The following is a 23,715-nucleotide window of genomic DNA, read 5'->3' as shown; positions in this document are numbered from 1 at the left end:
ACATACTGTTCACAGTCTTTGTGATTGTCAAGCGGGTTCGATGGTCGAAGAATGATCGGCAATCAACAGGAGACCACCCATGTCGCTCGATCAGGAAACCTTCCAACTTCTCAAGGACAGCGTCCATCGATTCGTGAGGGACCGCCTGATGCCGGCTGAGGACCAGGTCGAAGAGAACGATGAAGTCCCTGCTGACATCGTCAGCGACATGAAGGAACTCGGACTGTTTGGTATCTCCATTCCCGAAGAGTTCGGCGGCATTGGCCTGTCGATGGCGCAGGAATGCGAGGTGGCCTATGAGTTGGGCCACACAGCGCTGGCGTTCCGCTCTGTGGTCGGTACAAACATTGGCATCGGGTCACAAGGCATCCTGATGGATGGAACGCCGGAACAAAAGGCCAAGTACCTGCCTCAGATTGCCAGCGGCGACCTGATCGTCTCGTTCGCTTTGACCGAGCCTGACGCAGGTTCCGATGCTGCGTCGATCAAGACCAAGGGCGTGAAGGATGGTGACGACTATTTGCTATCGGGCACCAAACGATTCATCACCAATGCACCGCGCGCCGGCGCTTTCACTTTGATGGCTCGCACTGAAGGGGCGAGCGCCGCGGGCATCACCGCGTTTGTCGTTCCGGCAGGCCTGCCTGGCCTTTCGCTCGGCAAGCCCGACAAGAAGATGGGCCAACGCGGCACCAAAACCTGCGACGTCATCCTTGACAACGTGCGCGTGCCGGCTGCAAACATCATCGGAGGAGTGCCGGGCAAGGGCTTCAAGACCGCCATGAAAGTGCTGGACCGCGGGCGCCTGCATATTTCGGCGCTGGCATGCGGCATGGCGAGCCGGATCCTGCAGGAGAGCATCGCCTACGCTCAGCAACGAAAGCAGTTTGGACAGCGCATCGGCGACTTCCAGCTCGTTCAAGCCATGCTTGCAGACAGTCAGGCGGAGTTACTCGCTGGCTGGGCGCTCGTTCAGGCTACGGCTCGTCGTTACGACGCCAAGCAAATCGGCGTCAGCGATCCGGATGTCAGCATGCAGGCCTCCTGCACCAAGATGTTCACCACAGAGATGGTCGGACGCGTTGCCGACCGGGGTGTCCAGATTCACGGCGGATCGGGCTACATCAACGAGTTCAAGGTCGAACGGTTCTACCGTGATGTGCGCCTGCTTCGCCTGTACGAGGGCACGACGCAAATTCAACAGACGGTCATCGGCAAGCACCTGATGAAAGCGGCATGAGCACCATGACGCTGGACATCCGCGACGGCATAGCGATCATTGCCCTGGACCATCCGCCGGTCAACAGTCTAAGCCTCGCGCTGCGCGAGCGCATCGTCGAACAGCTCGATGCGGCAGCCTCAAATCCGGCCGTGCGCGGGATTGTGCTCGCCGGTGGAGAGAGGGCGTTCTCAGCAGGCGCAGACCTGACCGAAATCGGTACCCCCCGCCAGTTCCAGGAACCGATCCTGCGCACCGTCATCGACAGGATCGAGAGCAGTTCCAAGCCGGTGGTCGCCGCAATCGCAGGCGTTGCGCTCGGTGGCGGGCTCGAGTTGGCTCTTGGATGCCATCGACGCGTGGCCCTTGAGACGGCACGTGTTGGACTGCCTGAGATCAATCTGGGTCTCATCCCTGGCTCCGGTGGAACCCAGCGACTGCCGCGCCTCATCGGTATCGCCGCCGCCCAGGCCCTGATGTCCAGCGGTGCGCAGCAGAACGCTCGCCAGCTCGCCGGTTCCGGCCTGCTTGATGAAGTCGTGTCAGCCGACGTTGTGGGGGCTGCAACTACGCTAGTGACCAAAATCGTCGACTCGGGCGCGCCTTTCCCGCGCGCTCGGGATCGCAATCTCGACATTAGCGAGGTCCGGACTATTGTTGTTGCGCAACGTGAAAAGCTGACCGCACGACAGCGACTTCAACCTGCCTACGGCGCCTTGCTCGACGCTTTGGTCGCCTCATCCCTCCCTTTTGATGAGGGAATGAAGAAGGAGCGCGAGCTGTTCCTCGACCTCGTTCCGACCGCAGCCGCACAGGCATTGCGCTACCAGTTCAAGGCCACGCAAGATGCTACTAAGCGCCCTACGGAACTGACTGCGCCTCCGCGACGTGTGGGCACCGTCGCCGTAATTGGCGCAGGAACCATGGGGTCGGGCATTGCCATCGCTGCACTGGACGCGGGCCTGACCGTTCAATTGATCGAGCAGGATGCAGAGGCCCTCGACCGCGGCAGGGAGCGCATCGTCGAGCACTATCGAGCTCGCGTTGCTGTGGGCAAGCTGTCCCAAGAGATCGCATCTTCGAACGGAGACCGACTGCGGGCAGTTATCGATTGGCACGTTCTCCGCGACGCGGATCTGGTCATCGAAGCAGTATTCGAAGACCTGGGTGTGAAGCAGGACGTGTTCCGCAAGATTGACGCCCACGCTCGGCCCGGCGCCATCCTGGCAACGAACACTTCCTATCTCGACATCGACCAAATTGCTGCCGTGACCTCACGCCCAGAGGACGTCCTGGGGCTGCACTTCTTCGGCCCGGCAGAGGTGATGAAACTGCTGGAAGTCGTGCGCGGTTCGAAGACAGCAGCAGACGTCGTGGCAACCGGCATGTCGGTTGGATCGACGTTGAAGAAGGTTCCGGTGCTCACGGGGAACGCCTTCGGCTTTGTAGGCAACCGCATCTACAACGCTTACCGGCGTCAGTGCGAGTTCATGTTGGAAGACGGCGCTTGGCCCGAAGACGTCGACAGAGCCTTGACCGACATCGGCTTCGCGATGGGGCCCTTCACAGTGGCCGATCTTTCTGGCCTCGACGTCGCATGGCGTATGCGCAAGGCACAGGCCGCCACGCGGGATCCGCGCGAAAGGTATGTCGCCATCTTGGACCGCTTGTGCGAGGCGGGACGACTTGGGCGCAAGGCTGGCGCGGGCTACTACACCTACGTCGACGGCAAGCAATCCAAGACGACGGACGAAGCCGTCCGCTACGTGATCATCAAAGCGAGCGCTCAACGTGGACTGCACCGAAGACGGCTGAAGCCGGAAGAAATTCAACGTCGAGCTCTGCTGGCGATGGTCAACGAGGCCGCGTTGCTGTTGGCCGAAGGCGTTGCAGGCCGACCCAGTGACGTCGACGTTGTCCTTGTCCATGGCTATGGCTTTCCCCGTTGGATGGGTGGGCCGGTGTTCTGGGCACGCAAACAGGACAGAGCCCAATTGCAAGCGGACCTGAGAAATTTGGCCGAAGAAGGCGGCCATGGCTTTGTTCTCGCCGATCTGTCCCCGTTGCTCAACGCCTGAACTTAACCCAAGAACCCATGACAATGCCCCAAGCATTTATCTGCGATGCCATCCGCACGCCCTTCGGTCGCTACGGTGGATCCTTGTCCAGCATTCGTGCCGACAACCTCGGCGCGATCCCTCTCAGAGCATTGATCGCCCGCAACCCGAACGTAGACTGGGCTGAGATCGGCGACGTGCTTTACGGCTGTGCCAACCAGGCAGGGGAAGACAACCGAAATGTCGCCCGCATGAGTGCGCTGCTCGCAGGACTGCCCGTAGCTGTGCCGGGAAGCACGATCAACCGCCTCTGTGGCTCAGGCCTGGATGCCGTGGGAACGGCGGCTCGGGCCATCAAGTCCGGCGAGGCGGGGCTGATGATCGCCGGCGGTGTGGAGAGCATGAGTCGCGCTCCCTTTGTCATGCCGAAGGCCGAATCGGCCTTCGGCCGGTCCAACGCCGTTTATGACACGACCATTGGCTGGCGCTTTGTGAACCGGCTGATGAAGGCTCAGTACGGTGTCGATTCGATGCCTGAAACCGCCGAGAACGTGGCAACTGACTTCTCCATCGAACGAGAGGCCCAGGACCGCATGGCGCTTGCCAGCCAGCTTCGTGCCGTCGCAGCTCAAACGGCGGGACACCTGGCCCGCGAGATCACGCCGGTGACCGTGCCACAGAAGAAGGGCGACGCTCTTGTCGTTGACAAGGACGAGCACCCGCGACAAACCAGCCTCGATGCCTTGGCCAAACTCAAGGGCGTGGTGCGCGAAGGTGGGACGGTGACCGCGGGCAATTCGAGTGGGGTCAACGATGGTGCTTGCGCGCTCCTGCTGGCAGACGAAGCGTCCGCGACGAAGCACGGGTTGTCCCCGAAGGCACGTGTTGTCGGCATGGCCTCCGCAGGTGTGCCGCCGCGAGTGATGGGCATCGGTCCTGTCCCGGCCACACAAAAAGTGATGGCTCTCGCCGGGTTGCATTTCGACGAGTTGGACGTGGTCGAGCTCAACGAAGCGTTTGCCGCACAGGGCCTAGCAGTGCTGCGTCAGCTCGGACTGCCGGATGACGATGAGCGCGTCAATGCATGGGGCGGAGCAATCGCACTTGGGCATCCACTGGGTGCCAGTGGTGCTCGCCTTGTCACGACAGCGGTGAACCGACTTCATCAGACCGGTGGTCGATATGCACTGTGCACGATGTGCGTCGGTGTCGGTCAAGGAATCGCTATCGTGCTGGAGCGCGTCTGAGAGATAGCCATTTCACAACTGCTCAGATGAAGCCATCAGAAATCCTGGCCCAGTTCGGCCCCCGCGAGTCCATGGAGTACGACGTGGTCATCGTCGGCAGTGGCCCGGCCGGCCTGGCCACTGCCATACGGCTCAAACAGATCAGGCCCGACGCCAACGTCGTCGTGCTGGAGAAGGGCTCGGAGCCTGGCGCCCACATCCTGTCCGGCGCCGTCATGGACCCGCGCGCCATGGACGAGTTGTTCCCGAACTGGAAGGAACTGGGCGCGCCGCTGAGCCAGGCCGTCTCCGGCGACGACGTGCTGTTCATGACCGAGACCGGCAGCACCCGCACACCCGACTGGCTGGTGCCGCGCAACTTCCACAACCACGGCTGCTACGTCCTCAGCCTGTCCGACGTCGTCAAGTGGATGGCGCAACAGGCCGAGAGCCTGGGCGTGGAGATCTTCCCTGGCTTTGCCGCTGCCGAGGTGCTGTACGACGAGCAGGGCCGCGTGAAGGGCGTGGCCACCGGCAACATGGGCATCGGCAAGGACGGCGAGCCCGGCGACAACTTCCAGTTGGGCATGGAACTGCTTGGCAAGTACACGGTCTTTTCTGAGGGCGCACGCGGCCACCTGGGTAAGCAACTGCTCTCCAAATTCAAGCTGACCGAGGGCAAGGACACGCAGACCTATGCCATCGGCATCAAGGAGCTGTGGGAGATCCCCGCCGACAAGGCTCAGCCCGGCAAGGTGGTGCACACGGCCGGCTGGCCCATGGAGGGCGACACCTTCGGTGGCGGCTTCCTGTACCACCTGGCGGACAACAAGGTCACGCTGGGCTTTGTCATCGGCCTGGACTACGACAACCCCTACCTCAGCCCATTTGAAGAGATGCAGCGCTGGAAGGCTCACCCGGCCATCCGCGCCCATATCGAGGGCGGCAAGCGTATCGGGTACGGCGCGCGCGCCATCAACAACGGCACGCCGCAGGCCCTGCCCAAGACGGTCTTTCCGGGCGGCGCCCTGGTCGGCTGCGACGCCGGCTACCTGAATGCCGCCCGCATCAAGGGCAGCCACGCGGCCATCAAGAGCGGCATGCTCTGCGCCGAGGCCCTGGCCCCCGCGCTGGACGCCGGCCGCGCGCAGGACGAGCTGACGGCCTACCCTGAGGCCTTCGAGAAGAGCTGGCTCAACGAAGAGCTGCAGCAGACCCGCAACTTCAAGCTGTGGTTCAAGAAAGGCAAGATGACCGGCCAGCTGATGACCGGCATCGAGCAGTGGCTGCTGCCCAAGCTGGGCGTCAGCAGCCCGCCGTGGACGCTGCACAACCACAAGGCCGACAACGTCTCGCTGCGCCCCGCCGCCGAGTGCAAGCCCATCGTCTATCCCAAGCCGGACGGCAAGCTGACCTTCGACCGCCTCTCGTCGGTGTTCATCTCCAACACCAACCACGAAGAGAACCAGCCGGCCCACCTGACGCTGAAGAACGACTCGGTGCCGGTGCAGGTCAACCTTGCCAAGTTCGCCGGCCCAGAGAGCCGCTACTGCCCGGCGGGCGTGTACGAGTTCGTGCCGGTTGAAGGCGGCAGCGGCCAGCGCCTGCAGATCAACGCGCAGAACTGCGTGCACTGCAAGACCTGCGATATCAAGGACCCGACACAGAACATCGTCTGGGTCACGCCCGAGGGCGGCGGCGGGCCGAACTACACCGGCACGTAGCCTGACGCTGTCTCTCAGCGTCGGTCGTGCTCATCGTCCTCGGATTGCACGGGGCTCCAAACACAGCCGGAACCTTCGCAAGACGATCGATCGCATGGGGACAAGCTGCCGTGGACGCCGATCGCAGCAGCGCCTCCAATGGCTCGCTGGACAGTGCGAGCATCTTGCGGGGGCAGGACGACTTCGCCCGAGGCTCAAGTGCATCTTGCAAATCTGTTGGCACGACCGTTATTCGACACGTGTTGATTATTTGTGGACATCCGTCTATCATCTGGATGAACGCAGGCAAGCATTGATTTGGAGGGATGAATGTCAGACCGAAATGCTGCGGCTCCTTCGCGTCGCGCGCAGCGCAAGGCCGAACAGCCGCGTAGCGGAGATGAGCGAGAGCGCGCCATTCTCGAAGCGGCCCGAACTGCGGTGAAGGGCGGCACCTTTGAGACCGTATCCATCTCGGAGTTGGCAGCCAGTGCGAAGGTTTCCCGCTCGAGCTTCTACTTCTACTTTGCCTCGAAGGATGCACTCCTCGCCACGCTGGTCGAGCAGGTGCTGGCAGAGATCTTTGCGAACCTGAGGTTGGCCGCATCGCGCAAAGGCGCAAACATACGATCGCAGATCAAAGAAGCCGTCGGCCACATCGTGAATGCGTGGTTGGCCCATCGCGAGATTCTTTGCGCCGCAGTGGAGCTCAGCAGCCGCATGCCGGTCATAGCGCAACTGTGGAACCAAGCCGTCGTCGGAAGCGTAGATCTGTCTTTGGAACAGCTTGACCTTGCCGCTTTGGCACGAAGGCGTTCCACCTTGCGACGGCAGGCCCATCTGCTCGCATGGGGGCAGGAACGCAACCTATACAACCTGGCGAAATCCGGTGGGGACGCCGCCGCATTTGCTGCAATGACTGCAGACTTGACCGAGATGTGGATCACGGCCTTGTATGTCCCAGCTGAATCGCCGATTTCAAAAGTCAAAGGATCAAAACGATGAGCCAGACCAACCGTATCGACGAGAGTTTTTATGTGAGGGGCGTCAAGTGCGCCGCCTGGCTCTATCTTCCCGCCAACCACAGTCAAGGGCCTGTTCCTGCTGTCGTGATAGGCCATGGCCTTGGAGGGGTGCGCGAATGGCGCCTCGACAATTTCGCGCAAGCTTTTCGGGCGGCGGGCTACGCGTGTCTGGTCTTCGACTATCGGGGTTTCGGAGAGAGCGATGGCGCCCCACGGCAAGTGGTGGAACCGGAAATGTTGCTGGAAGACTGGCGGGCGGCGATTGTCTACGCTCGTGCTCGCCCGGAAATTGATCCGGATCGCATTGTGTTGTTTGGCACATCGTTCAGCGGTGGGCATGTGACGCGCCTTGGCGCCGAAGACCAGAGACTCGCGGCCATCATGGCACAGGGACCCTTCATGGATGGCCCCGCATCGCTGCGTATGGCGGATCCAATCAGATTGCTGCGCTTGATGGTTTCTGCCATCCGAGATCTGGCTGGCGAGCGATTGGGCAAGCAACCCTATTTGGTGGACATCGGTGGCGCACCTTGCAGCAACGCACTGGTACGGGCCGATGAGGCCGACTTTGCTTCAATGATCCCCGAGGGTGTTCAGTCAGAAACCAGGGTTGCAGCGCGTATTGCGCTCAAGATCATGAGATACCGGCCCGGCCAGTCAACGCCGCAGATTGGATGTCCCGCACTTTATGTGCTCTGTGAGTACGACAAGCTCATTCCGGTGAAGAACTCATTGAAGCACGCGCGGCGCGCGCCACACGGCGAGGTCCATGTCGTTCCCTACGGTCATTTTGATATCTACAGCGGTGCGCCCTTCCGCGATGTGCTGAACAAGGAGCTGGCCTTTCTCGCCCGCGCCGTACCCATTGGGGCATCCTCACAGGTCGGGAGCCAGCGATGAAGCGGCGGAAGCTCAAAGGCATGGTGCTGTCCATCATGGGGGCGCTGCGTGGACCGGGCTCTACCCTTGCTCTCAAGTTGGTTCATAGCGGCCACTTCGGTCGGATTGACGCGGTAGTCGCCGATGCGGCCATTAAGAAGTTCACATCCGTTGCTAATGCACAGGGGGCGCGATGACCGCAGCTCGAATCGTCGTCTTCGGTGCGACTGGATACACGGGCACGCTGCTGGCTCGAGCCCTTGTGAAGCGTGGTGCTCGACCGGTGCTGGCGGGGCGCTCCAAGGAGAAGTTGTCATCCCTGGCGGCTCAACTGGGCGGTTTGGAAACCCATGTTGCGGATGTTTCGAACCCAGCCTCCATCCAGTCTGCGCTGCGTGCGGGAGACGTGCTTGTATCCACCGTCGGCCCGTTCCTGCGTTGGGGTGATGCTGCAGTCTCGGCCGCCATTGGAGCCCGTGCGATCTACCTTGACTCGACAGGCGAGCCGGGCTTCATCCGGAAGGTGTTTGAACACTATGGTCCGCTTGCGCATGAGCGCTCGTCCACACTCTTGACGGCTTCCGGTTTTGATTGGGTACCCGGCAACCTGGCGAGTGCCTTGGCGCTCACCAAGGCCGGTGGATCAGCCGCGCGGTTGGAGGTCGCCTATCTGCTCAACGGCACCAGCGCCGAAAGCGGTGGGGCCCAGGCGAGTGCCGCCGCTGCCTTGATCGCGCCTTCGTTTGCATACCGAGACGGTGGCCTCACTTCAGAACGGACAGCAGCGCGAGCTCTTCGCGTGACGGACAGCAATGGGCAGTCGCGATGGGTCCTTAGTGCGGGGGGCACTGAACATCTCACCATGCCGGAGCTGTTCCCGCACGTACGCGACATTGAAGTGGGCTTGGGTCTGTATGGCGCGGCCTCAGTGGCTGTACCTTACGTATCAGCCGCGCTGAACGCCGGGATGCGGGTCCCATTCTTGGCGCGTGTCATCCGGCGTGCTGTTGAACGCAGTGCGACCGGGTCCACGGGGGGGCCTAGCGACGAGGCACGCGCCGCTGGATCGACGAATGTCATCGCGCGCGCCTATTCGGCAGATCGTGAGTTGCTGCACAGCGTCTCACTCTCCGGTTTAGACGGATTCACGTTCACGGCGAACTTTCTGGCGTGGGCAGCAATCCAAGCCGCGTCGGGTGGTGTTCGAGCCGCTGGGGCTCTGGGCCCCGTCCAAGCCTTCGGCATTGAAGCACTGACCGAGGGTGTCCGGCAAAGCGGCTTGTCTATCGCAACGTAGCGTGGCGGCGCGATCCCTGGGGCGGCAATGGAACTCGGATCAACAGCTGGTGTGAGCATTGTTTGACCGAGCGTTCGCCGTCCTTGAGGTACGCCCCAAGGCGTTGCGAACCGCTTGCGCGCGCAGTTGTGTGTCGAGCGTGCCAACCGTGACCAGAAGCGGGAAGCAAGCATTGGGCTTGCCATGTGGCCTTGCACGTCGCGCAGACTCAATGGCGAGGTTCGGGCTCTTCAGTCGGTCTCTGCTTCGGGTTGGAGGTTCGCGATGCTCGCGCGATAAGCCGAGAGTGCCGACAGTTGGGCCCCGGCAACTGATGAGGATCTCCTGAGTACCCGATCCCGGTACCTGCTTGCGCAGCGGGGGCGCTACACATCGGCTTGGCGCTGCAGGGGAGGGGGAACCCTGACAAAAAACCCAGCCATAGAGACGAAAATATAAGGCTGGGCGCAAACAATCGGACTATCGGAGACGTAGTTTGTGAACAAGCTGATCGCACCTGACGAAGTACCCCACTGGATCCCCGGTGAGTTGACGCTCGACAGCGCAGCGTCCGGGTGGGAGCAGGTGACCGTCAAGGGCTACCGCTACGACGCGCTCGACGTCGCCATCCCCTCGATGCGCGACTACATGCTCGTTTGCTACAAGGGCGACGAAGCCGTCATGAGCCGGCGCGCCGGCGGACCCTGGCGCAGCGAGCACGTCGGCCGCGGTGTGTGTTCGTTGCTGACCCGTGGCGAATCCTCGCAGTGGCGGTGGGACCGCCCCATCGACGTTGGCCACATCTACCTGTCACAGGTCGAACTATGCCGCGTTGCCGAGGATGTCTTCGAGCGCCGCGTCAGCGAGATCGGCATGGAAGACCGGGTCCGGGCCGAAGATCACATCCTGCCGGGCCTGATGATGGCCTTCGAGAACGAACTGACCAGCGGCGGGCTCGGCGGCAATCTCTACCGCGCGGCACTGGTGAACCAGCTGTGCATCCACCTGCTTCGCCGCTACGCCAAGGCCGGAGTCCGCGAAGTGCCGCTGGCGGGTCGCATGGCCGAGTGGCAGCGGCGACGCCTGGTGCAGTATGTCGAAGACAATCTGGAACGCAATTTCAAGCTCGACGAGTTGGCGGGCGAGGCCAACGTCAGCGTGTCCGGGCTGATCCGAAAATTTCGCGTCGAGTTCGGCTGCTCACCCCATGCCTACGTTCTCCGCCAGCGCCTGGAGCGTGCGCGGCGCCTGCTGGCGCGTCCGGTTGGCGAGCCGCTGAAGTGCATTGCCACGGACTGCGGATTTTCCGACCAGAGTCATCTGGTTCGCCACTTCAAGCGCGCCTTCCTGCAGACGCCCGCCGAGTACCGGAGCACGCTCACCGGGCGTCCTCTGGAAGCGCCGGGGCCGATCAATCAGATCGACGTTTCGAGCCGCTAACCGGCAATTCGTCCAACCTTCGTCCGGAGCACCGTCCGAGCGTCCCGGCGAGTCCCACCACAGCCTCAAGCGATCGACCTCCAGGTCGCAGTCGGCGACGCTGAAGGCTGGCGTCTCCCGATGGAAAGCGTTGAGAAGTGGAGAGGGCCGTTGTTTAGGAGCGTCCAAGGCGGCGTGAATATCCCCGCGATTCGCCCTGTGCTCTGGTTCTTGGGCTTTTTCAGGTTCGGTGCGGCGGGTGCGGCCGGCACCGAGCACCGGCCACCCCGCCTCGGAGACCCAGGTGGCGGCGGCGATCGTCATCGTGAGCGTCGTGAACACCGGGGCCGTGCCGCGCTGCATCAGGGCCTCGATGAAGGCCTAGCGCAGGGAGCGTCAGATGACTTGGCTGCGACGCAGGTCCTGCAGTTCAGCGGATGAGATCCCGGCCAACTCGCTCAGCACTGCATCGGTGTGCTCCCCGAGCAAGGGCGGCGGCAGGCGGTACTCGACTGGCGTGCCGTTCAGCTTCAACGCGCTGGCCGGGAAGCTGACTTGACCAGCGGTCGGGTGCGCCATGTCGAGTTGCATGCGGCGCGCGACGACCTGAGGGTCGGCGAAAACCTCGGCGAGGTCGTTGATCGAACCGCAGGGCACGCCCGCAGCTTCCAGTTCGGCCAACCATCGCGCGCGGCTCCGGCTCAGCAGCAGGGGTTCGAGCAGCGGGATCAGGACCTCCCGGTGGCGAATGCGCTGCGGGTTGGTCGCGAAGCGTTCATCGTCGGCCAGAGAGGGCTGCCCCGCCACCTCGACCAGCTTGCGGTACTGGCCGTCGTTGCCGCAGGCCACGATCACCCAGCCGTCGGCAACCTTGAACACTTGGTATGGCACGATGTTCGGATGTGCGTTGCCCCAGCGCTTTGGCGGTTCGCCGGTCGCGAGAAAGCTGGTGGCCATGTTGGCCATCATTGCCACCTGCACGTCCAGCAAGCAGATGTCGAGGTGCTGACCTTCTCCAGTGCGCTCGCGATGCGCCAGTGCGGCCAGGATGGCGATGGTGGCGTGCGCCCCGGTGAACAGGTCGGCAATCGCGACTCCCGCCTTCTGCGGGCCCCCACCGGGCAGTTCGTCACGCTCGCCCGTGACGCTCATGAAGCCGCCCATGCCTTGCACGATGAAGTCATAGCCCGGACGTGGTGCGTAGGGGCCGGTCTGACCGAAGCCCGTGATGGAGCAGTAGATCAAGTCGGGCTTGATGGCCCGCAGGCTGTCGAAGTCCAGGCCGTAGCGGGCCAATTGACCGACCTTGTAGTTCTCGACCAGCACATCGGATTGCGCCACCAGTTGGCGCACCAACGCCTGCCCCTGAGGCGTTGCAATGTCCAGCGTGACCGACTTCTTGTTGCGGTTGACCGCGAGGTAGTAGGCCGCCTCGCTCGTGGGGTGGCCTTCGGCGTCTTTCGCATACGGCGGCCCCCACTGGCGCGTGTCATCGCCCGCGCCGGGCCGCTCGATCTTGATGACCTCAGCCCCGAGGTCGGCGAGCGTCTGCGTGCACCAGGGACCGGCGAGCACGCGGGTCAGGTCCAGCACACGCAGATGGCTTAGGGCACCCATGTCGGTCCTCGCTGGTCCGCGTTCAGCTCAGTTGCGAGATGAACTTGGTGGTCAGGTAGCCGTCGAAGGTTTCGCTTCCGCCTTCGCTGCCGTAGCCGCTTTCCTTGACGCCGCCGAAGGGGGTCTCGGCCAGTGCAAGACCGATGTGGTTGATCGAGACCATCCCCGCCTCCAGCCCGCGGGAGATCTGGTGGGCATTCTTCAGCGACGTGGTGAACGCATACGAAGCGAGCCCGAAGGGCAGGCTGTTGGCGCGCACCAGCACCTCGTCCACGGACTTGAACGAGACGATGCCGGCGATCGGACCGAAGGGTTCCTCCGTCATGAAGCGCGAATCGTCCTCCAGTTCAGCCAGTACGGTCGGTGCGAAGAAGTTGCCGTTACCGGGCAGGCGCTTGCCGCCCGTCAGCACCTGGCCGCCACGGTGCCGAGTGTCCTCGACGAAGCTCTCCATCACCGCCACGCGGCGGCGTTGCGCCAGCGGGCCCATACGCGTGGCCTCGTCCAGGCCATCACCCACCTTCAGGGCTTCGACCTGTCCCACGAAGCGGTCGACGAAGCGGGCGTAGGCGCCCTCCTGGACATAGAAGCGCGTGGGCGAGATGCACACCTGCCCGGCGTTGCGGAACTTGAAGGCTGCCAGCACCTTGGCGGCCTGGTCGATGTCAGCGTCGTCACAAACAATCACCGGTGCGTGGCCGCCCAGTTCCATGGTGCTGCGCTTCATCTTGGCCCCCGCGAGCGCCGCCAGCCGCTGGCCCACCGGCGTCGACCCGGTGAACGAGATCTTGCGCACGATCGGCGAGCGGATCAGGTGCTCAGAGATCATGCCCGAGTCGCCGGATACGACGTTGAGCACACCCGGGGGCAGGCCGGCGTCGTGGAACACCTTGGCGATTGCCAACACCGAGGCGGGTGTGTCGCTCGATCCCTTGAGGATGACCGTGCAGCCCGCACCGATCGCCGCCACCACCTTGCGGAAGGCCTGGCTGAACGGGAAATTCCACGGCGAGAAGGCCACGCAGACGCCGATGGGCTCGCGCAGCACCGTCTGCTGGACGCGGGCGTCGCGGGCCGGAATGAGGCGGCCGTAGATGCGTCGCGCTTCCTCGGCATGCCACTCGGCGTGCTCGGCGCAGCTCATCACCTCGCCCAGCGCTTCGGCCAGGGGCTTGCCTTGCTCCAGGGTCAGGTTGCGGCTGATCGCCGGTGCGTGTTCGCGGATCCCCGCGGCGACCTTGCGCAGCAGCTGCGAACGCTCCAATGCCGAGACCGTGCGCCAGGCCGCAAAGGCGCGCTGCGACGAGGCCAGCGCCGAGTCGAGATCGGCCTGCGTGGCGTGTGGCAACTGGCCAATGACCTCGTTGGTAGCCGGGTTCAGCACGTCCTGCTCTTGGCGGCCCTCGCCACGCAGCAGCTGCCCGTCGATGTAGAGGTTGAGCTGTGGGTATTGCACTGGTTTTCTCCAGAGATGTCGAAGTGGCTGCCTTAGGGCAGGTGCAGCAGTACGCACGCAGACCGGGCCGGGCCCGGATCGCCCGGGCTGGGCGCGTTCAACGCAAGGTGATTCACGGGTCTCGCGATGGGCTGTTGGAACGGAAGCAGTGACGACGTACAACGCGCGTCAGTGAGCGAATTCAGGAGCGAGGACGATGCGACCGATGACACGCCCGTGGTGGAGGTCGGCGATGGCCTGGTTCACCTGGTCCATCGGGCGGCGCGACACCGGGATCGGCTTCATGCCGGTCCGCTTCACGAGGTCCACGAGTTCGCGCAGTTCAGCCAAGTTGCCGACATAGCTGCCCTCGATGCACAGCGGGCGCAGCGGAATGGTGGCCAGCGACACCGTGAGGTCGCCGCCCATCAACCCGCAGATGACGATGTGCCCGCCACGCCGTGCACCTTGCATCGCCAGCGTGACGGTGGGCGCGGCGCCTACCAGGTCCAGGATCAGGCCGGCACCGCCCTCGGTCGCCGCGATGACCTGCTGCGCCGCATCCGGTGCCTTCCCGTCGATGGCTGCCAAGGCACCGGCCGCCAACGCAGCCTCGCGCTTGGCTGGATCGATGTCGACGACGATCGCGCCTATCCCTCCCAAGGCCTTCAGCACCTCGATGGCCATCAGGCCCAGGCCGCCGGCACCGATAATGAGCACGGGCTCGTTCCGGATGCCGTCGCCCAGTTTTTTGATCGCGCTGTAGGTGGTCACGCCCGCGCAGGCCAGCGGTGCCGCCTCGGCCCCGTCGAGGCCCTCAATGTCGACGAGGTAGCGCGGGTGAGGCACGAGCACGTAGTCCGCAAAGCCGCCCGGCCGCGCCACGCCGAGGGCGCGCCCCTTCAGGCAGATGTTCTCGTCGCCGCGCAGGCAGGTCGGGCAGGTGCCGCAGCCGATCCACGGATGGATCACGAAGCGGCCGCCCGGCTTCATATCACCCGCGGCAGCCCCGGCGGACACCACCTCGCCGCAGATCTCGTGGCTGAGGACCAGCGGCGGCTTGATTCCCCGGTCCGCCAGGTTCAAGCGCTTGCCTCCGCCCAGGTCGTAGTAGCCCTCCCAGATGTGCAGGTCCGTGTGGCACAGACCCGCGGCCGTCACGCGGACCAGGACTTCCGTGCCCACCGGTGTTGGAATGTCCTTCTCGACGAGCTCAAGCGGCTGGCCGTGGTGCATGACGCAATAGCAGCGCATGGTGTGTCTCTCCTTCGATGCGTCGTGGTTCTGGTTCGAATGACGGGCAGCGGACCCGGGCTGGCGGGGCCGAGGCTCAGAAGAGCGTCAACAGGCGCAGGTTGAGCTGGTTGTTCACCTTGAAGCCCTCGCGCGCCTTGATGTCGCGGCCATAGGTGGCGAGCAGCTGCGTCGTGGGCGCGACGAACCAACCGGCGCCGACGTTGAACTTGGTCGTCGCCTGGCGGTTGTCCTGGTCCACGCCGCCGAGCTTGGTCTCGCCGCCGGCGGTGTAGAACAGGCCGCCGCGCAGATCGAGCGTCGGACTGAGCTGGTAGCGCAAGTGCGACTGCAGCGCGAGCAGCGGCTTCTGCTTCAACGTCGTCGCGCCGCCAGCGCCGTTGTTTGCATCCGTGTTCTTGCCGTAGAAGGTGACGTCGGCCGCCAGGTCCAGGTTCACACCCGGTGCCAGCTCGTGGATGCTTCCCACCTGCAGCGCGAACTTGTAGCGGTTCTCGCCCAGGCTCAGTGGGTCGTTGCGGTTGTATTTGCCGGTGGGCAGCCACAGGTAGGGCGTCACGGCGAAGTGCGTCTTTGCGCCGGGCTGGGTGAACCAGATCGCCGAGGCCAGGATGAGATCGCCCACGCCGCTCGACGAGCCCAGCGCGGCGGTATCGTCCTTGCCCTTCAGGCGCCCGAATGGCAGCAGGAACTGCGGATCGATGATGAGGCCACCGACCTCCATGAAGTGCACGCCACGCAGGATGCCGATATCCGAGTCCAGCCCCGGATGGATCGGCACCTGGTCGCCCTTGCTGTACAGCTTGTCGCGCGTGGCGTGCTGGCCATACACGACGAGCGCGTTGGTGCCGGCAGGCAAGGCCGTGTAGTCGCCGGCATCGAGGTCGATGGCGCGGGCCGGCGCCGTCAGCGCCAGTGAGGCTGCGGCGGCTGCAATGGCCGTGAGGGGCCTGAGGGGCTTGAGGGCTTTCGTCATTCTCTTGTCTCCAGAGTCGTTGTTCATGGATCGGGAACTCCTTGAGGTCGGTTCGTGCCTCATGCAGAGCTCTTCGCCAGCCAGGCGTGCAGTGACGGCCATGGCCGCGGTCACGACCGCGTGACGGTGTTGCTCCCAGTCACGAGGTCGGTGTGGCCACGTTTGGGCACGATGTGTTCGGCATGCTGGTGCTCACGGCGCCCATCGGGCGAAGCGGCGTGGCACGAAGAACCCATGCACTCTCAGCCCGCCCGGGTGTCGGGCTGGCCGGTGGCTACACCTTGGCGTCAGACGAGGGCGAAGCCCTCGTAGCCTTTGCTCTTGACCGCATCGAGCTGCTGCCGGTAGGCGCCGATGCCGGCCATGTAGAACATCACGGCGTTCTTCTTGCCCGGGATGTTGGCGCCGAAGATCCACGAGTCGACCTTCGGGAACAGCGTCATGTGCGCGATGTCGTCGCAGGTTTTGGTCCAGGACTGCTCGGCCTCGCGCGTCGGCTCGATGGTCGAGACCTTCGCACGCTCGGCGTGGCCGATCGCTTCGCCGATCCATTCCACCTGCGCTTCGATGCTCGGCGGCAGGTTGGTGAAAGGGCCGTTGGGCCCGAGGATCATGAACATGTTCGGGAAGCCATGCGTCGACAGGCCCAGATAGCTGGTGGGGCCGTCGGCCCAGTACTCGTTGATGTGTTTGCCCCCGCGGCCGCGCAGGTCCATCGAGCGGTAGTTACCGTCCACCGCGTCGAAGCCGGTGGCGAAGACCAACACATCGAGTTCGTGTTCGACGCCGTCGGCGGTCAGGATGCCCTTGGGCGTGATGCGGTCGATCGGGTGTTCCTTGATCGAGACCAGGCTGACGTTGTCGCGATTGAAGGTCTCGTAGTAGCCCTCGTTGCAGAGCGGACGCTTGGCGTACAGGCCGCTCGGGCAGAGCTTGCGGGCGGTCTCCGGGTCCTTGACGATCTGCTTGATCTTGGAGCGGATGAAGGCCGCCGCAGCCTCGTTGGCCTCGGCGCTGGTGGCGATGTCGCAGAAGGTCCCGAACATGAACCGGAAGCCGTTGCCCTTGTCCCAGTTCTCCTGGAAGACGCGCTCGCGCTCAGCGTCGGAGACCTTCATCGCCTCAATGCCGCTTTCCTGGAAGCCGAAGGCGACAACCGAGTTGCGCACCTGGTCCCAGATCGCGTCGAAGTTCTTTTTGGTCTCGACGACCTCGGCCTGACCCACCGGGCCGTTGCCTGAGGGCACGCAGTACTGCGGCGAGCGCTGGAACACCGTCAGGTGGCTGGCCATCTTGGCGGCCTGGACAATGAACTGGGTGCCGGTGGAGCCGGTGCCGATCACGCCGACGCGCTTGCCGGTGATGTCCAGGTCCTTCGGCCACGCATTGGTGTGCACCGTGCGGCCGGCGAAACTGTCGCGACCCGCGATGTCGGGGATGTTGCTCTTGGCCAGCAGGCCGAGGGCCGTGACGAGGTAGCGGCAGGTGAAGACCTCGCCCTTGTTCGTGCGGACGGTCCAGCGCTTGCGCCCCTCGTCGAACACCGCGCTTGTCACTTCGGTGTTCAACTGGATGTCGCGGCGCAGATCGTGGCGATCGACGACGTGGTTGAGGTACTTCTCGATGTCGGGCTGCTCCAGGTAGCGGGTGTTCCAGTCCCACTCCTGCAGCAGATCCTTGTCGAAGGAGTAGCGGTAGACGAAGCCCTCGGTGTCGGACTTGGCGCCCGGGTAGCGGTTGAAGTACCAAGTACCGCCGACGCCGCCACCCTTCTCGAGGGCGCGGGTCTTCAGCCCGAGTTCGTTGCGCAGCTTGTGCAGCATGTAGATGCCGCCGAAGCCGCTGCCGATCACGATGGCGTCGAAGCCATGTTCGTTGCTCATGGGGATGTCTCCTGTGCGTTTTTTTGGGGCTGTGGGGAGCGCTCAGGCGCTCTTGAACCACTGGGCAATGCGACGCAGTTCATCGTCCGCCGCGGCGGCCCTGCCGGCCAGGAACGGGAAGACGTGCTGCATGCCAGCGACCACCGACAAGGTGACGGACACGCCGGCCGCCTTCGCAATGCGCGCCAGGTCCTGCGCGTTGTCCAGCAGGGTCTCCACTTCACCGGCGTTGATGTACAGGCGCGGGAAGCCCGTGTAGTCGGCCTTCAGTGGATTGGCGAGCGGATCGACACGCGAGCCCTTCTCGCCGAGGAACATGCCCGACATGCCTTCGAGGATGGCTTTGCTGACCAGGGCGTCCGTTGCCGCATTGGTCTGCAGGGTCTTGCCGACGTGCTCCATGTCGAGCCAGGGCGAGAAGGCGATCACGGCCCCCGGCAGCGCCACGCCATCGGCGCGCAGTTTCAGCACTGTGGCGATGGCCAGATTGCCCCCGGCGGAGTCGCCGCTGGTGGTGATGTCTGTCGGCTTGAAACCACGCGACAGCAGCTCCTTGTAAACGGCCGTCGCGTCCTCGATTTGCGCCGGGAAGGGATGCTCCGGCGCACGGCGATAGTCGATCACCACGGCGGTAACGCCCAGGTGCTTAGCCAGGTGCCCGGCGAGTTTGCGGTGACTCGCGGCCGACCCGACCGCGAAGCCGCCGCCGTGGGTGTAAAGGATGACCTTCTTCGTGTCGGCGCCGACCGGCAAAGCCCAGAGGGCGTCGACGCCCGACAGAACGTCCGACTTGTAGGTCACACCCTCGGGCTCGAGCGTCGATTGATGCCATTCGTCGAACAGGCTGCGCAGGTCGGCAATGGTCATCTCGGGGTTGGCCGCCATGCGGTCCGACCACGATCGGTACAGGGTTCGCAGGAAATCTGACTGGTCAGTATTGCCCATGCTTGTCTCCATCTCGTGTTGTTTGGGGTGACGGTATGGTCGGCACAGGCGCCCGGGTGGTCTTGAACGTCCGGGTCAGGCGTGTTGAAGGAAATGCGCAGTGATGGGCTAGTGGCGGTGTTTCTCGACGGCTTGCGCTATGGCGCCGCGCCGCGGGCTGCACGATCAAGGGCGAAGTGAGGCTGGTGCGCGCAGAGGCATCTCTGCCGGCTTGAGCGATCTAATCAGGATTCGATCGATCTCATCGAGGCAGGTCGTGAGTGCGCTCTCGTGTTTCGTGTTCCCGTTGCCTGGCCCGAGAGCTGCGTGTGTCTACGCTGCGTCGTCCCCCGGCCCCGCAAACGATGTACTCGGCCTGGCGCCCGGGGCGCAGCATGTGTTCGCCGCTGGTTCAGTCAAGTTACCTTCGAGCGGAGGAGGTTCCCTTGGAGTTAGGAGTTCCAAAGAGCATCTCGCAGAAGACGACCGGGTGGACCCGCCCTAGCGTGCACAGCACGGCCAAGTGACGAGCCAGCGCTTCGTCGAACTGAGCCATGAGCGGCGGCGCTTCAGCGAAGTACATCGAGGGCCGGGCCACCGCCTCGCAGATCGCTTCAGCATCCGCGGCATCGTTCTTGTTGCGCTTGACGTACGGCTTGATGAACGGAGAGGCCATCCGCCGTACCGTATGACCCAGCGCCTGCAGCTTGCGCGTCCAGTGATGAGCGCTGGCACGGGCCTCGATCCCAACATGCAGGCCGACAGGTGGGCGAAGAAGGGCGGACACCGTGAACCTGGAACACGTTCTGGGCCCAAATCAAGCCCGCTCGTCGTAATCTCCATGGGAGACGCTTCTTGCGGATCGAGTGGCTGTTGACACTTCCACCGAGGCACTTCGATGCCGTCTACGGTTGGAGAGCGTCCATCCCATTGCTTACGCAACGCCCACTCCCGCACGCGCCAGCGCCGGGCGTCGTCAATGCTGTCGCCGCGCCTTCGCCACTGCGCGGCCCTCGCGTTGCAGTCGTTCGACCAAAGCCAGTCTGTCCGCCGGATTGACCTTGCACCTCATCGATGCCCAGGCTCCCTGCGACCGCGCGTGCGGTCGTTTTGCCGTCCCCGGTGGCCATGAAGATGCGGATCTGGCGACTTAACGATCGGCTCGGCAATTGTGGAATCAAGTGCCGTATAGTTATTAATGAGTTTAGTCATTAACGATGGGATCCGTAATGGTCATAGCTCCGCGCGCATCTGCAGCCCCTCGCCGGCGCGAACGCAACATGCCCGACAAGCATGCGCGCATCTTTCGCGCGGCCGCTCACCTGTTCGCCGAGCGCGGCTTCGGCGGGGTGACCACGCAAGCGGTGTCCGAACGCGCCGACATCGCGGCCGGCACGCTGTTCCGCTATGCCGCATCCAAGGACGCGCTGTTGCTGATGGTCTACAACCAGGAACTGCGCGCTGCGCTGGCGCAGGGCGCCGAGCGAGCCAGTCGCTTGCCAGATCTGGTGGACAGCATCGCGGCGATGGTGGAACCGATCCTGGAACTGGGACGCCTGCATGCCGAGAACCTGGCGGTCTATCAACGCCAGTTGATGTTCGGCTCGCCCACGGAGAAGTATCGGTTGGAAGGTCTGGCGCTCATCGCCGATCTGGAGGCGGCCATCGCCGCGCGTCTGACCGCGCACGCGGAACGATCGGACTGCCCCCCGCAGCCGGATGCGGCCCGCTTGGCCAGCATCTCGGTGTTCGCGGCGGCGCACTTGGCGGTCTCGCGCGCCTCGACCGGCGCGCATCCCGGCCACTCCCCGATGGAGGACCTGCGTGCGCAGATCCGGCAGATCGTGGACGGCTATCTGGCCGGACTGACAGCGGGTGTCCCGGCGTCCAGACGGAAGCGACATTCACCCACAGGAGCGACACGATGAGTACCATCAGCAAGGTGACGGTACTGGGCACCGGTGTGCTGGGTGCGCAGATCGCCTTTCAGACGGCCTACAGCGGCTTCGACGTCAGCGCCTACGACATCGGCGAGGCGGCCCTGGAACAGGCCCAGCAGCGTTTCGCTGGTCTGGCTGCGACCTACGCGAAGGACGTGCCCGGCTCGGACAGCGCCAAGACCGACGCGGCGCTGGCGCGCATCGTCACCTTCACCGACCTGGGCGCGGCCGTGGCCGAGGCCGACCTGGTGATCGAGGCGATCCCTGAAGTGCTTGAGCTCAAGCAGCAGACCTATCAAGAACTTGCCACCCTGGCCCCCGCCAGGACCATCTTCGCCACCAACTCCTCGACCCTGCTGCCGAGCGCCATCAAGGATTCCACCGGCCGGCCGGATCGCTTCCTGGCGCTGCACTTAGCCAACCAGATCTGGAAGTTCAAAACCGCCGAGGTGATGGGCACAGCGGACACCGACCCGGCCGTGTTCGATGCGGTGGTCGCCTTCGCCGCCGCGATCGGCATGGTGCCGATCCCGGTGCGCAAGGAGAAGGCCGGCTACGTGCTCAACTCGCTGCTGGTGCCGCTGCTCAACGCGGCGGCCGAACTGGCGGCCGGCGGTTATGCCGACCCGCACGACGTCGACAAGGTCTGGCGCATCGCCACCGGCGCGCCGCTGGGGCCGTTCCAGATCTATGACGTCATCGGCCTGACCACGCCCCACAACATCCTCTCCCACGGCGATGAGCACGCCCGGCAGCTCGCCGCATGGCTGAAGGAGAACTACATCGACAAGGGCAAGTTGGGCATCGCCAGCGGCGAGGGTTTCTACAGCTACAAATCCGCCAATTGATCAATCAGCACGCAAGAAAGAGAGATCGTCATGCATTACAGCAGTGGAAACTATGAGGCATTCGTCCGTCCCCGCAAACCCGAGGGCGCGGACAGGAAGACGGCCTGGTTCGTGGGATCGGGGCTTGCCGGGCTTGCAGGCGCCGCTTTCCTCATCCGAGACGGCGGTGTCGCGGGAGAGAAGATCACCATCCTCGAGGAACTGGCCATTCCGGGCGGCGCGCTCGACGGTCTTGACGTTCCCAAAAAGGGATTCGTCATTCGCGGCGGCCGCGAGATGGAAGAACATTTTGAGTGCCTGTGGGATCTCTATCGCTCGATCCCATCGCTGGAGATCGAAGATGCCAGTGTCCTCGACGAGTTCTACCGCCTCAACAAAGACGATCCCAACATTTCATTTCAGCGCACGACGCAGAACCAGGGCCAGGACGTGCCCGACAAGGGGCTGCTGACGCTGAACGACCAAGCGCAGAAGGACTTGATCTCCGTCTTCCTGGCGACGCGCGAAGAGATGGAGAACAAACGGATCAATGAAGTCTTTGGCGAGGATTTCCTCAAGAGCAATTTCTGGCTCTACTGGCGCACGATGTTTGCCTTCGAGGAATGGCATTCCGCCCTGGAGATGAAGCTCTATCTCCATCGCTTCATCCATCACATCGCCGGTTTGGCGGACTTCTCCTCGCTGAAATTCAACCGGTACAACCAGTATGAGTCGATGGTTCTGCCGCTGGTCAAATGGCTGACCGACCATGGCGTCCAGTTCCGCTACGGCGTCGAGGTCACCGATGTCGATTTCGATATCCAGCAGGACCGCAAGCAGGCGACCCGCATTCAGTGGGTCGAAAACGGCGTGCAAGGCGGTGTCGACCTCGGCCCCGACGATCTCGTCTTCGTCACCATCGGATCGTTGACGGAGAATTCTGACAATGGCGATCACCACACGCCGGCCAAGCTGAAGGACGGTCCGGCACCGGCTTGGGATCTGTGGCGCCGCATTGCTGCCAAGGATCCCTCGTTCGGCCGTCCCGACGTGTTCGGCGCGCATATCCCCGAGACGAAATGGGCCTCCGCGTCGATCACCGCCTTCCACCCGCGGATTGCGCAACAGGTGGAGAAGATCACGAAGCGCAATCCGTTCACCGGCAAGGTGGTCTCCGCCGGTATCGTGACGGTGAAGGATTCAAGCTGGCTGTTGAGCTGGACGGTCCACCGGCAGCCGCATTTCAAGAAACAGCCGAAGGGCCAGATGATCGCGTGGTTCTACGCGCTCTTCGTCGACAAGCCGGGCGACTATGTGAAAAAGCCGATGCAGGAATGCACCGGTGAGGAAATCACTCAGGAGTGGCTGTACCACCTCGGCGTGCCGGTCGAAGACATTCCCGAACTCGCCGCGACGGGCGCCAGCACGGTCCCCACCATGATGCCCTACATCACCGCGTTCTTCATGCCGCGTCAGACGGGTGATCGGCCGGACGTGGTGCCGCAGGGCGCGGTCAATTTCGCCTTTATCGGCCAGTTCGCGGAGTCGAAACAGCGGGACTGCATCTTCACCACGGAGTATTCGGTGCGCACGCCGATGGAGGCGGTCTACACCCTGCTGAATGTCGAACGCGGCGTGCCGGAAGTGTTCAATTCCACTTACGACATCCGCACCTTGCTGGCGGCGGTCCATACGTTGCGCGACGGGAAACCCGTGGGTGCCGGTATCCCTGCATTCCTGCGCGATCGCCTGCTGAAGAAACTCGACGGCACCCAGATCGGTGTATTGCTGCGAGAAAACGGGTTGGTGCCGGAAGATTGAGCCATCCGTCTCATGCGGTCAGTTCAATAGCGGGTCGCTCTGTGCAAAAGCAAAAGCGCACCCCTCTGGGCTGCGCTTTTGCCGTCAGGATGCAACGACGACGACATCATCGCGGGTGACTGCATCGTGGCGGGAGACGATATTCTTGATCGCTCGGCGACAACTATCGTGAGCGGTTGACGCAGGTCGCCGGGCGGCGTTTGCGGGTGGATTTCTACAGTGGTGGGCTTCCAG

Annotated in this window: 17 protein-coding genes and 2 pseudogenes; 11 read left to right on the top strand and 8 right to left on the bottom strand. The window is 63.6% G+C overall.

Features of this window, described 5'->3' with window-relative positions; translation table 11 throughout:
• Window positions 1-79 precede the first annotated feature (79 nt).
• From CDN99_RS12465 to CDN99_RS12430, 8 genes are all read left to right on the top strand, one after another.
• Window positions 80-1,240, top strand: a complete 1,161-nt coding sequence (locus CDN99_RS12465; protein ID WP_088385164.1) for an acyl-CoA dehydrogenase family protein — start codon at window positions 80-82, stop codon at window positions 1,238-1,240.
• Entirely contained in the window at window positions 1,237-3,297 is a 2,061-nt protein-coding gene (locus CDN99_RS12460) for a 3-hydroxyacyl-CoA dehydrogenase NAD-binding domain-containing protein (protein WP_193531707.1), read from the top strand. Before CDN99_RS12465 ends, CDN99_RS12460 begins: the two co-directional genes overlap by 4 nt.
• A gap of 23 nt (window positions 3,298-3,320) precedes the next feature.
• The gene (pcaF, locus tag CDN99_RS12455; RefSeq protein WP_088385163.1) at window positions 3,321-4,523 is read left to right on the top strand and encodes a 3-oxoadipyl-CoA thiolase; all 1,203 of its coding nucleotides are present in this window, start codon (window positions 3,321-3,323) and stop codon (window positions 4,521-4,523) included.
• A 26-nt stretch (window positions 4,524-4,549) separates the two neighbouring features.
• Entirely contained in the window at window positions 4,550-6,226 is a 1,677-nt protein-coding gene (locus CDN99_RS12450) for an electron transfer flavoprotein-ubiquinone oxidoreductase (RefSeq protein WP_088385162.1), read from the top strand.
• Window positions 6,227-6,535: 309 nt separating this feature from the next.
• Window positions 6,536-7,210 (top strand): TetR/AcrR family transcriptional regulator, encoded by a 675-nt coding sequence (locus CDN99_RS12445; protein ID WP_088385161.1) that lies wholly within the window; start codon window positions 6,536-6,538, stop codon window positions 7,208-7,210.
• Window positions 7,207-8,130 carry an alpha/beta hydrolase gene (locus CDN99_RS12440; protein ID WP_088385160.1) on the top strand — a complete coding sequence of 308 codons (924 nt, stop codon included), beginning with the start codon at window positions 7,207-7,209 and terminating at the stop codon, window positions 8,128-8,130. The genes CDN99_RS12445 and CDN99_RS12440 overlap by 4 nt, the downstream gene beginning before the upstream one ends.
• Before the next feature lie 172 nt (window positions 8,131-8,302).
• A complete protein-coding gene (locus tag CDN99_RS12435; RefSeq protein WP_088385159.1) occupies window positions 8,303-9,406 on the top strand; it encodes a saccharopine dehydrogenase family protein in 1,104 nt (367 codons plus the stop codon).
• Window positions 9,407-9,883: 477 nt separating this feature from the next.
• The gene (locus CDN99_RS12430; protein ID WP_088385158.1) at window positions 9,884-10,825 is read left to right on the top strand and encodes an AraC family transcriptional regulator; all 942 of its coding nucleotides are present in this window, start codon (window positions 9,884-9,886) and stop codon (window positions 10,823-10,825) included.
• A 375-nt stretch (window positions 10,826-11,200) separates the two neighbouring features.
• Here CDN99_RS12430 and CDN99_RS12425 read toward each other — a convergent pair whose 3' ends face one another.
• The 8 genes and pseudogenes from CDN99_RS12425 to CDN99_RS29745 form a co-directional block, all read right to left on the bottom strand.
• On the bottom strand, window positions 11,201-12,421 hold the full coding sequence (locus tag CDN99_RS12425; protein ID WP_088385157.1) for a CaiB/BaiF CoA transferase family protein: 1,221 nt from the start codon (window positions 12,419-12,421) through the stop codon (window positions 11,201-11,203).
• A gap of 22 nt (window positions 12,422-12,443) precedes the next feature.
• Window positions 12,444-13,877, bottom strand: coding sequence for an NAD-dependent succinate-semialdehyde dehydrogenase (locus tag CDN99_RS12420; RefSeq protein WP_088385156.1), 1,434 nt, complete (start codon window positions 13,875-13,877; stop codon window positions 12,444-12,446).
• A gap of 168 nt (window positions 13,878-14,045) precedes the next feature.
• Complete coding sequence (locus CDN99_RS12415; protein ID WP_088385155.1) at window positions 14,046-15,110, bottom strand: alcohol dehydrogenase; 1,065 nt, start codon at window positions 15,108-15,110, stop codon at window positions 14,046-14,048.
• Window positions 15,111-15,186: 76 nt separating this feature from the next.
• The gene (locus CDN99_RS12410) at window positions 15,187-16,086 is read right to left on the bottom strand and encodes a transporter (RefSeq protein WP_088385154.1); all 900 of its coding nucleotides are present in this window, start codon (window positions 16,084-16,086) and stop codon (window positions 15,187-15,189) included.
• Between the two features lie 287 nt (window positions 16,087-16,373).
• Window positions 16,374-17,969 carry a flavin-containing monooxygenase gene (locus tag CDN99_RS12405; protein ID WP_088385153.1) on the bottom strand — a complete coding sequence of 532 codons (1,596 nt, stop codon included), beginning with the start codon at window positions 17,967-17,969 and terminating at the stop codon, window positions 16,374-16,376.
• 42 nt (window positions 17,970-18,011) lie between these two features.
• Window positions 18,012-18,914 (bottom strand): alpha/beta hydrolase, encoded by a 903-nt coding sequence (locus CDN99_RS12400; protein ID WP_088385152.1) that lies wholly within the window; start codon window positions 18,912-18,914, stop codon window positions 18,012-18,014.
• A 553-nt stretch (window positions 18,915-19,467) separates the two neighbouring features.
• Window positions 19,468-19,673: pseudogene (locus tag CDN99_RS12395) on the bottom strand (IS110 family transposase); the annotation flags it as partial.
• A gap of 157 nt (window positions 19,674-19,830) precedes the next feature.
• A pseudogene (locus tag CDN99_RS29745) lies at window positions 19,831-20,035 on the bottom strand (HAD family hydrolase); the annotation flags it as partial.
• A gap of 138 nt (window positions 20,036-20,173) precedes the next feature.
• Between CDN99_RS29745 and CDN99_RS12390 the strand changes: the two are divergent.
• From CDN99_RS12390 to CDN99_RS12380, 3 genes are read left to right on the top strand one after another with little or no spacing between them, the layout of a single operon-like run.
• A complete protein-coding gene (locus tag CDN99_RS12390; protein ID WP_088385151.1) occupies window positions 20,174-20,821 on the top strand; it encodes a TetR/AcrR family transcriptional regulator in 648 nt (215 codons plus the stop codon).
• Window positions 20,818-21,681 (top strand): 3-hydroxyacyl-CoA dehydrogenase, encoded by an 864-nt coding sequence (locus tag CDN99_RS12385; protein WP_088385150.1) that lies wholly within the window; start codon window positions 20,818-20,820, stop codon window positions 21,679-21,681. The genes CDN99_RS12390 and CDN99_RS12385 overlap by 4 nt, the downstream gene beginning before the upstream one ends.
• 30 nt (window positions 21,682-21,711) lie before the next feature.
• Window positions 21,712-23,481, top strand: a complete 1,770-nt coding sequence (locus CDN99_RS12380) for an oleate hydratase (RefSeq protein WP_088385149.1) — start codon at window positions 21,712-21,714, stop codon at window positions 23,479-23,481.
• The last annotated feature ends 234 nt before the right edge of the window (window positions 23,482-23,715 follow it).

Origin of the sequence: Roseateles aquatilis (assembly GCF_002205645.1) — a bacterium.
GTDB lineage: Bacteria > Pseudomonadota > Gammaproteobacteria > Burkholderiales > Burkholderiaceae_C > Roseateles > Roseateles aquatilis.
Note: the sequence above shows the minus strand (reverse complement) of the source record. Positions and strands in the feature narration are given on the sequence as shown.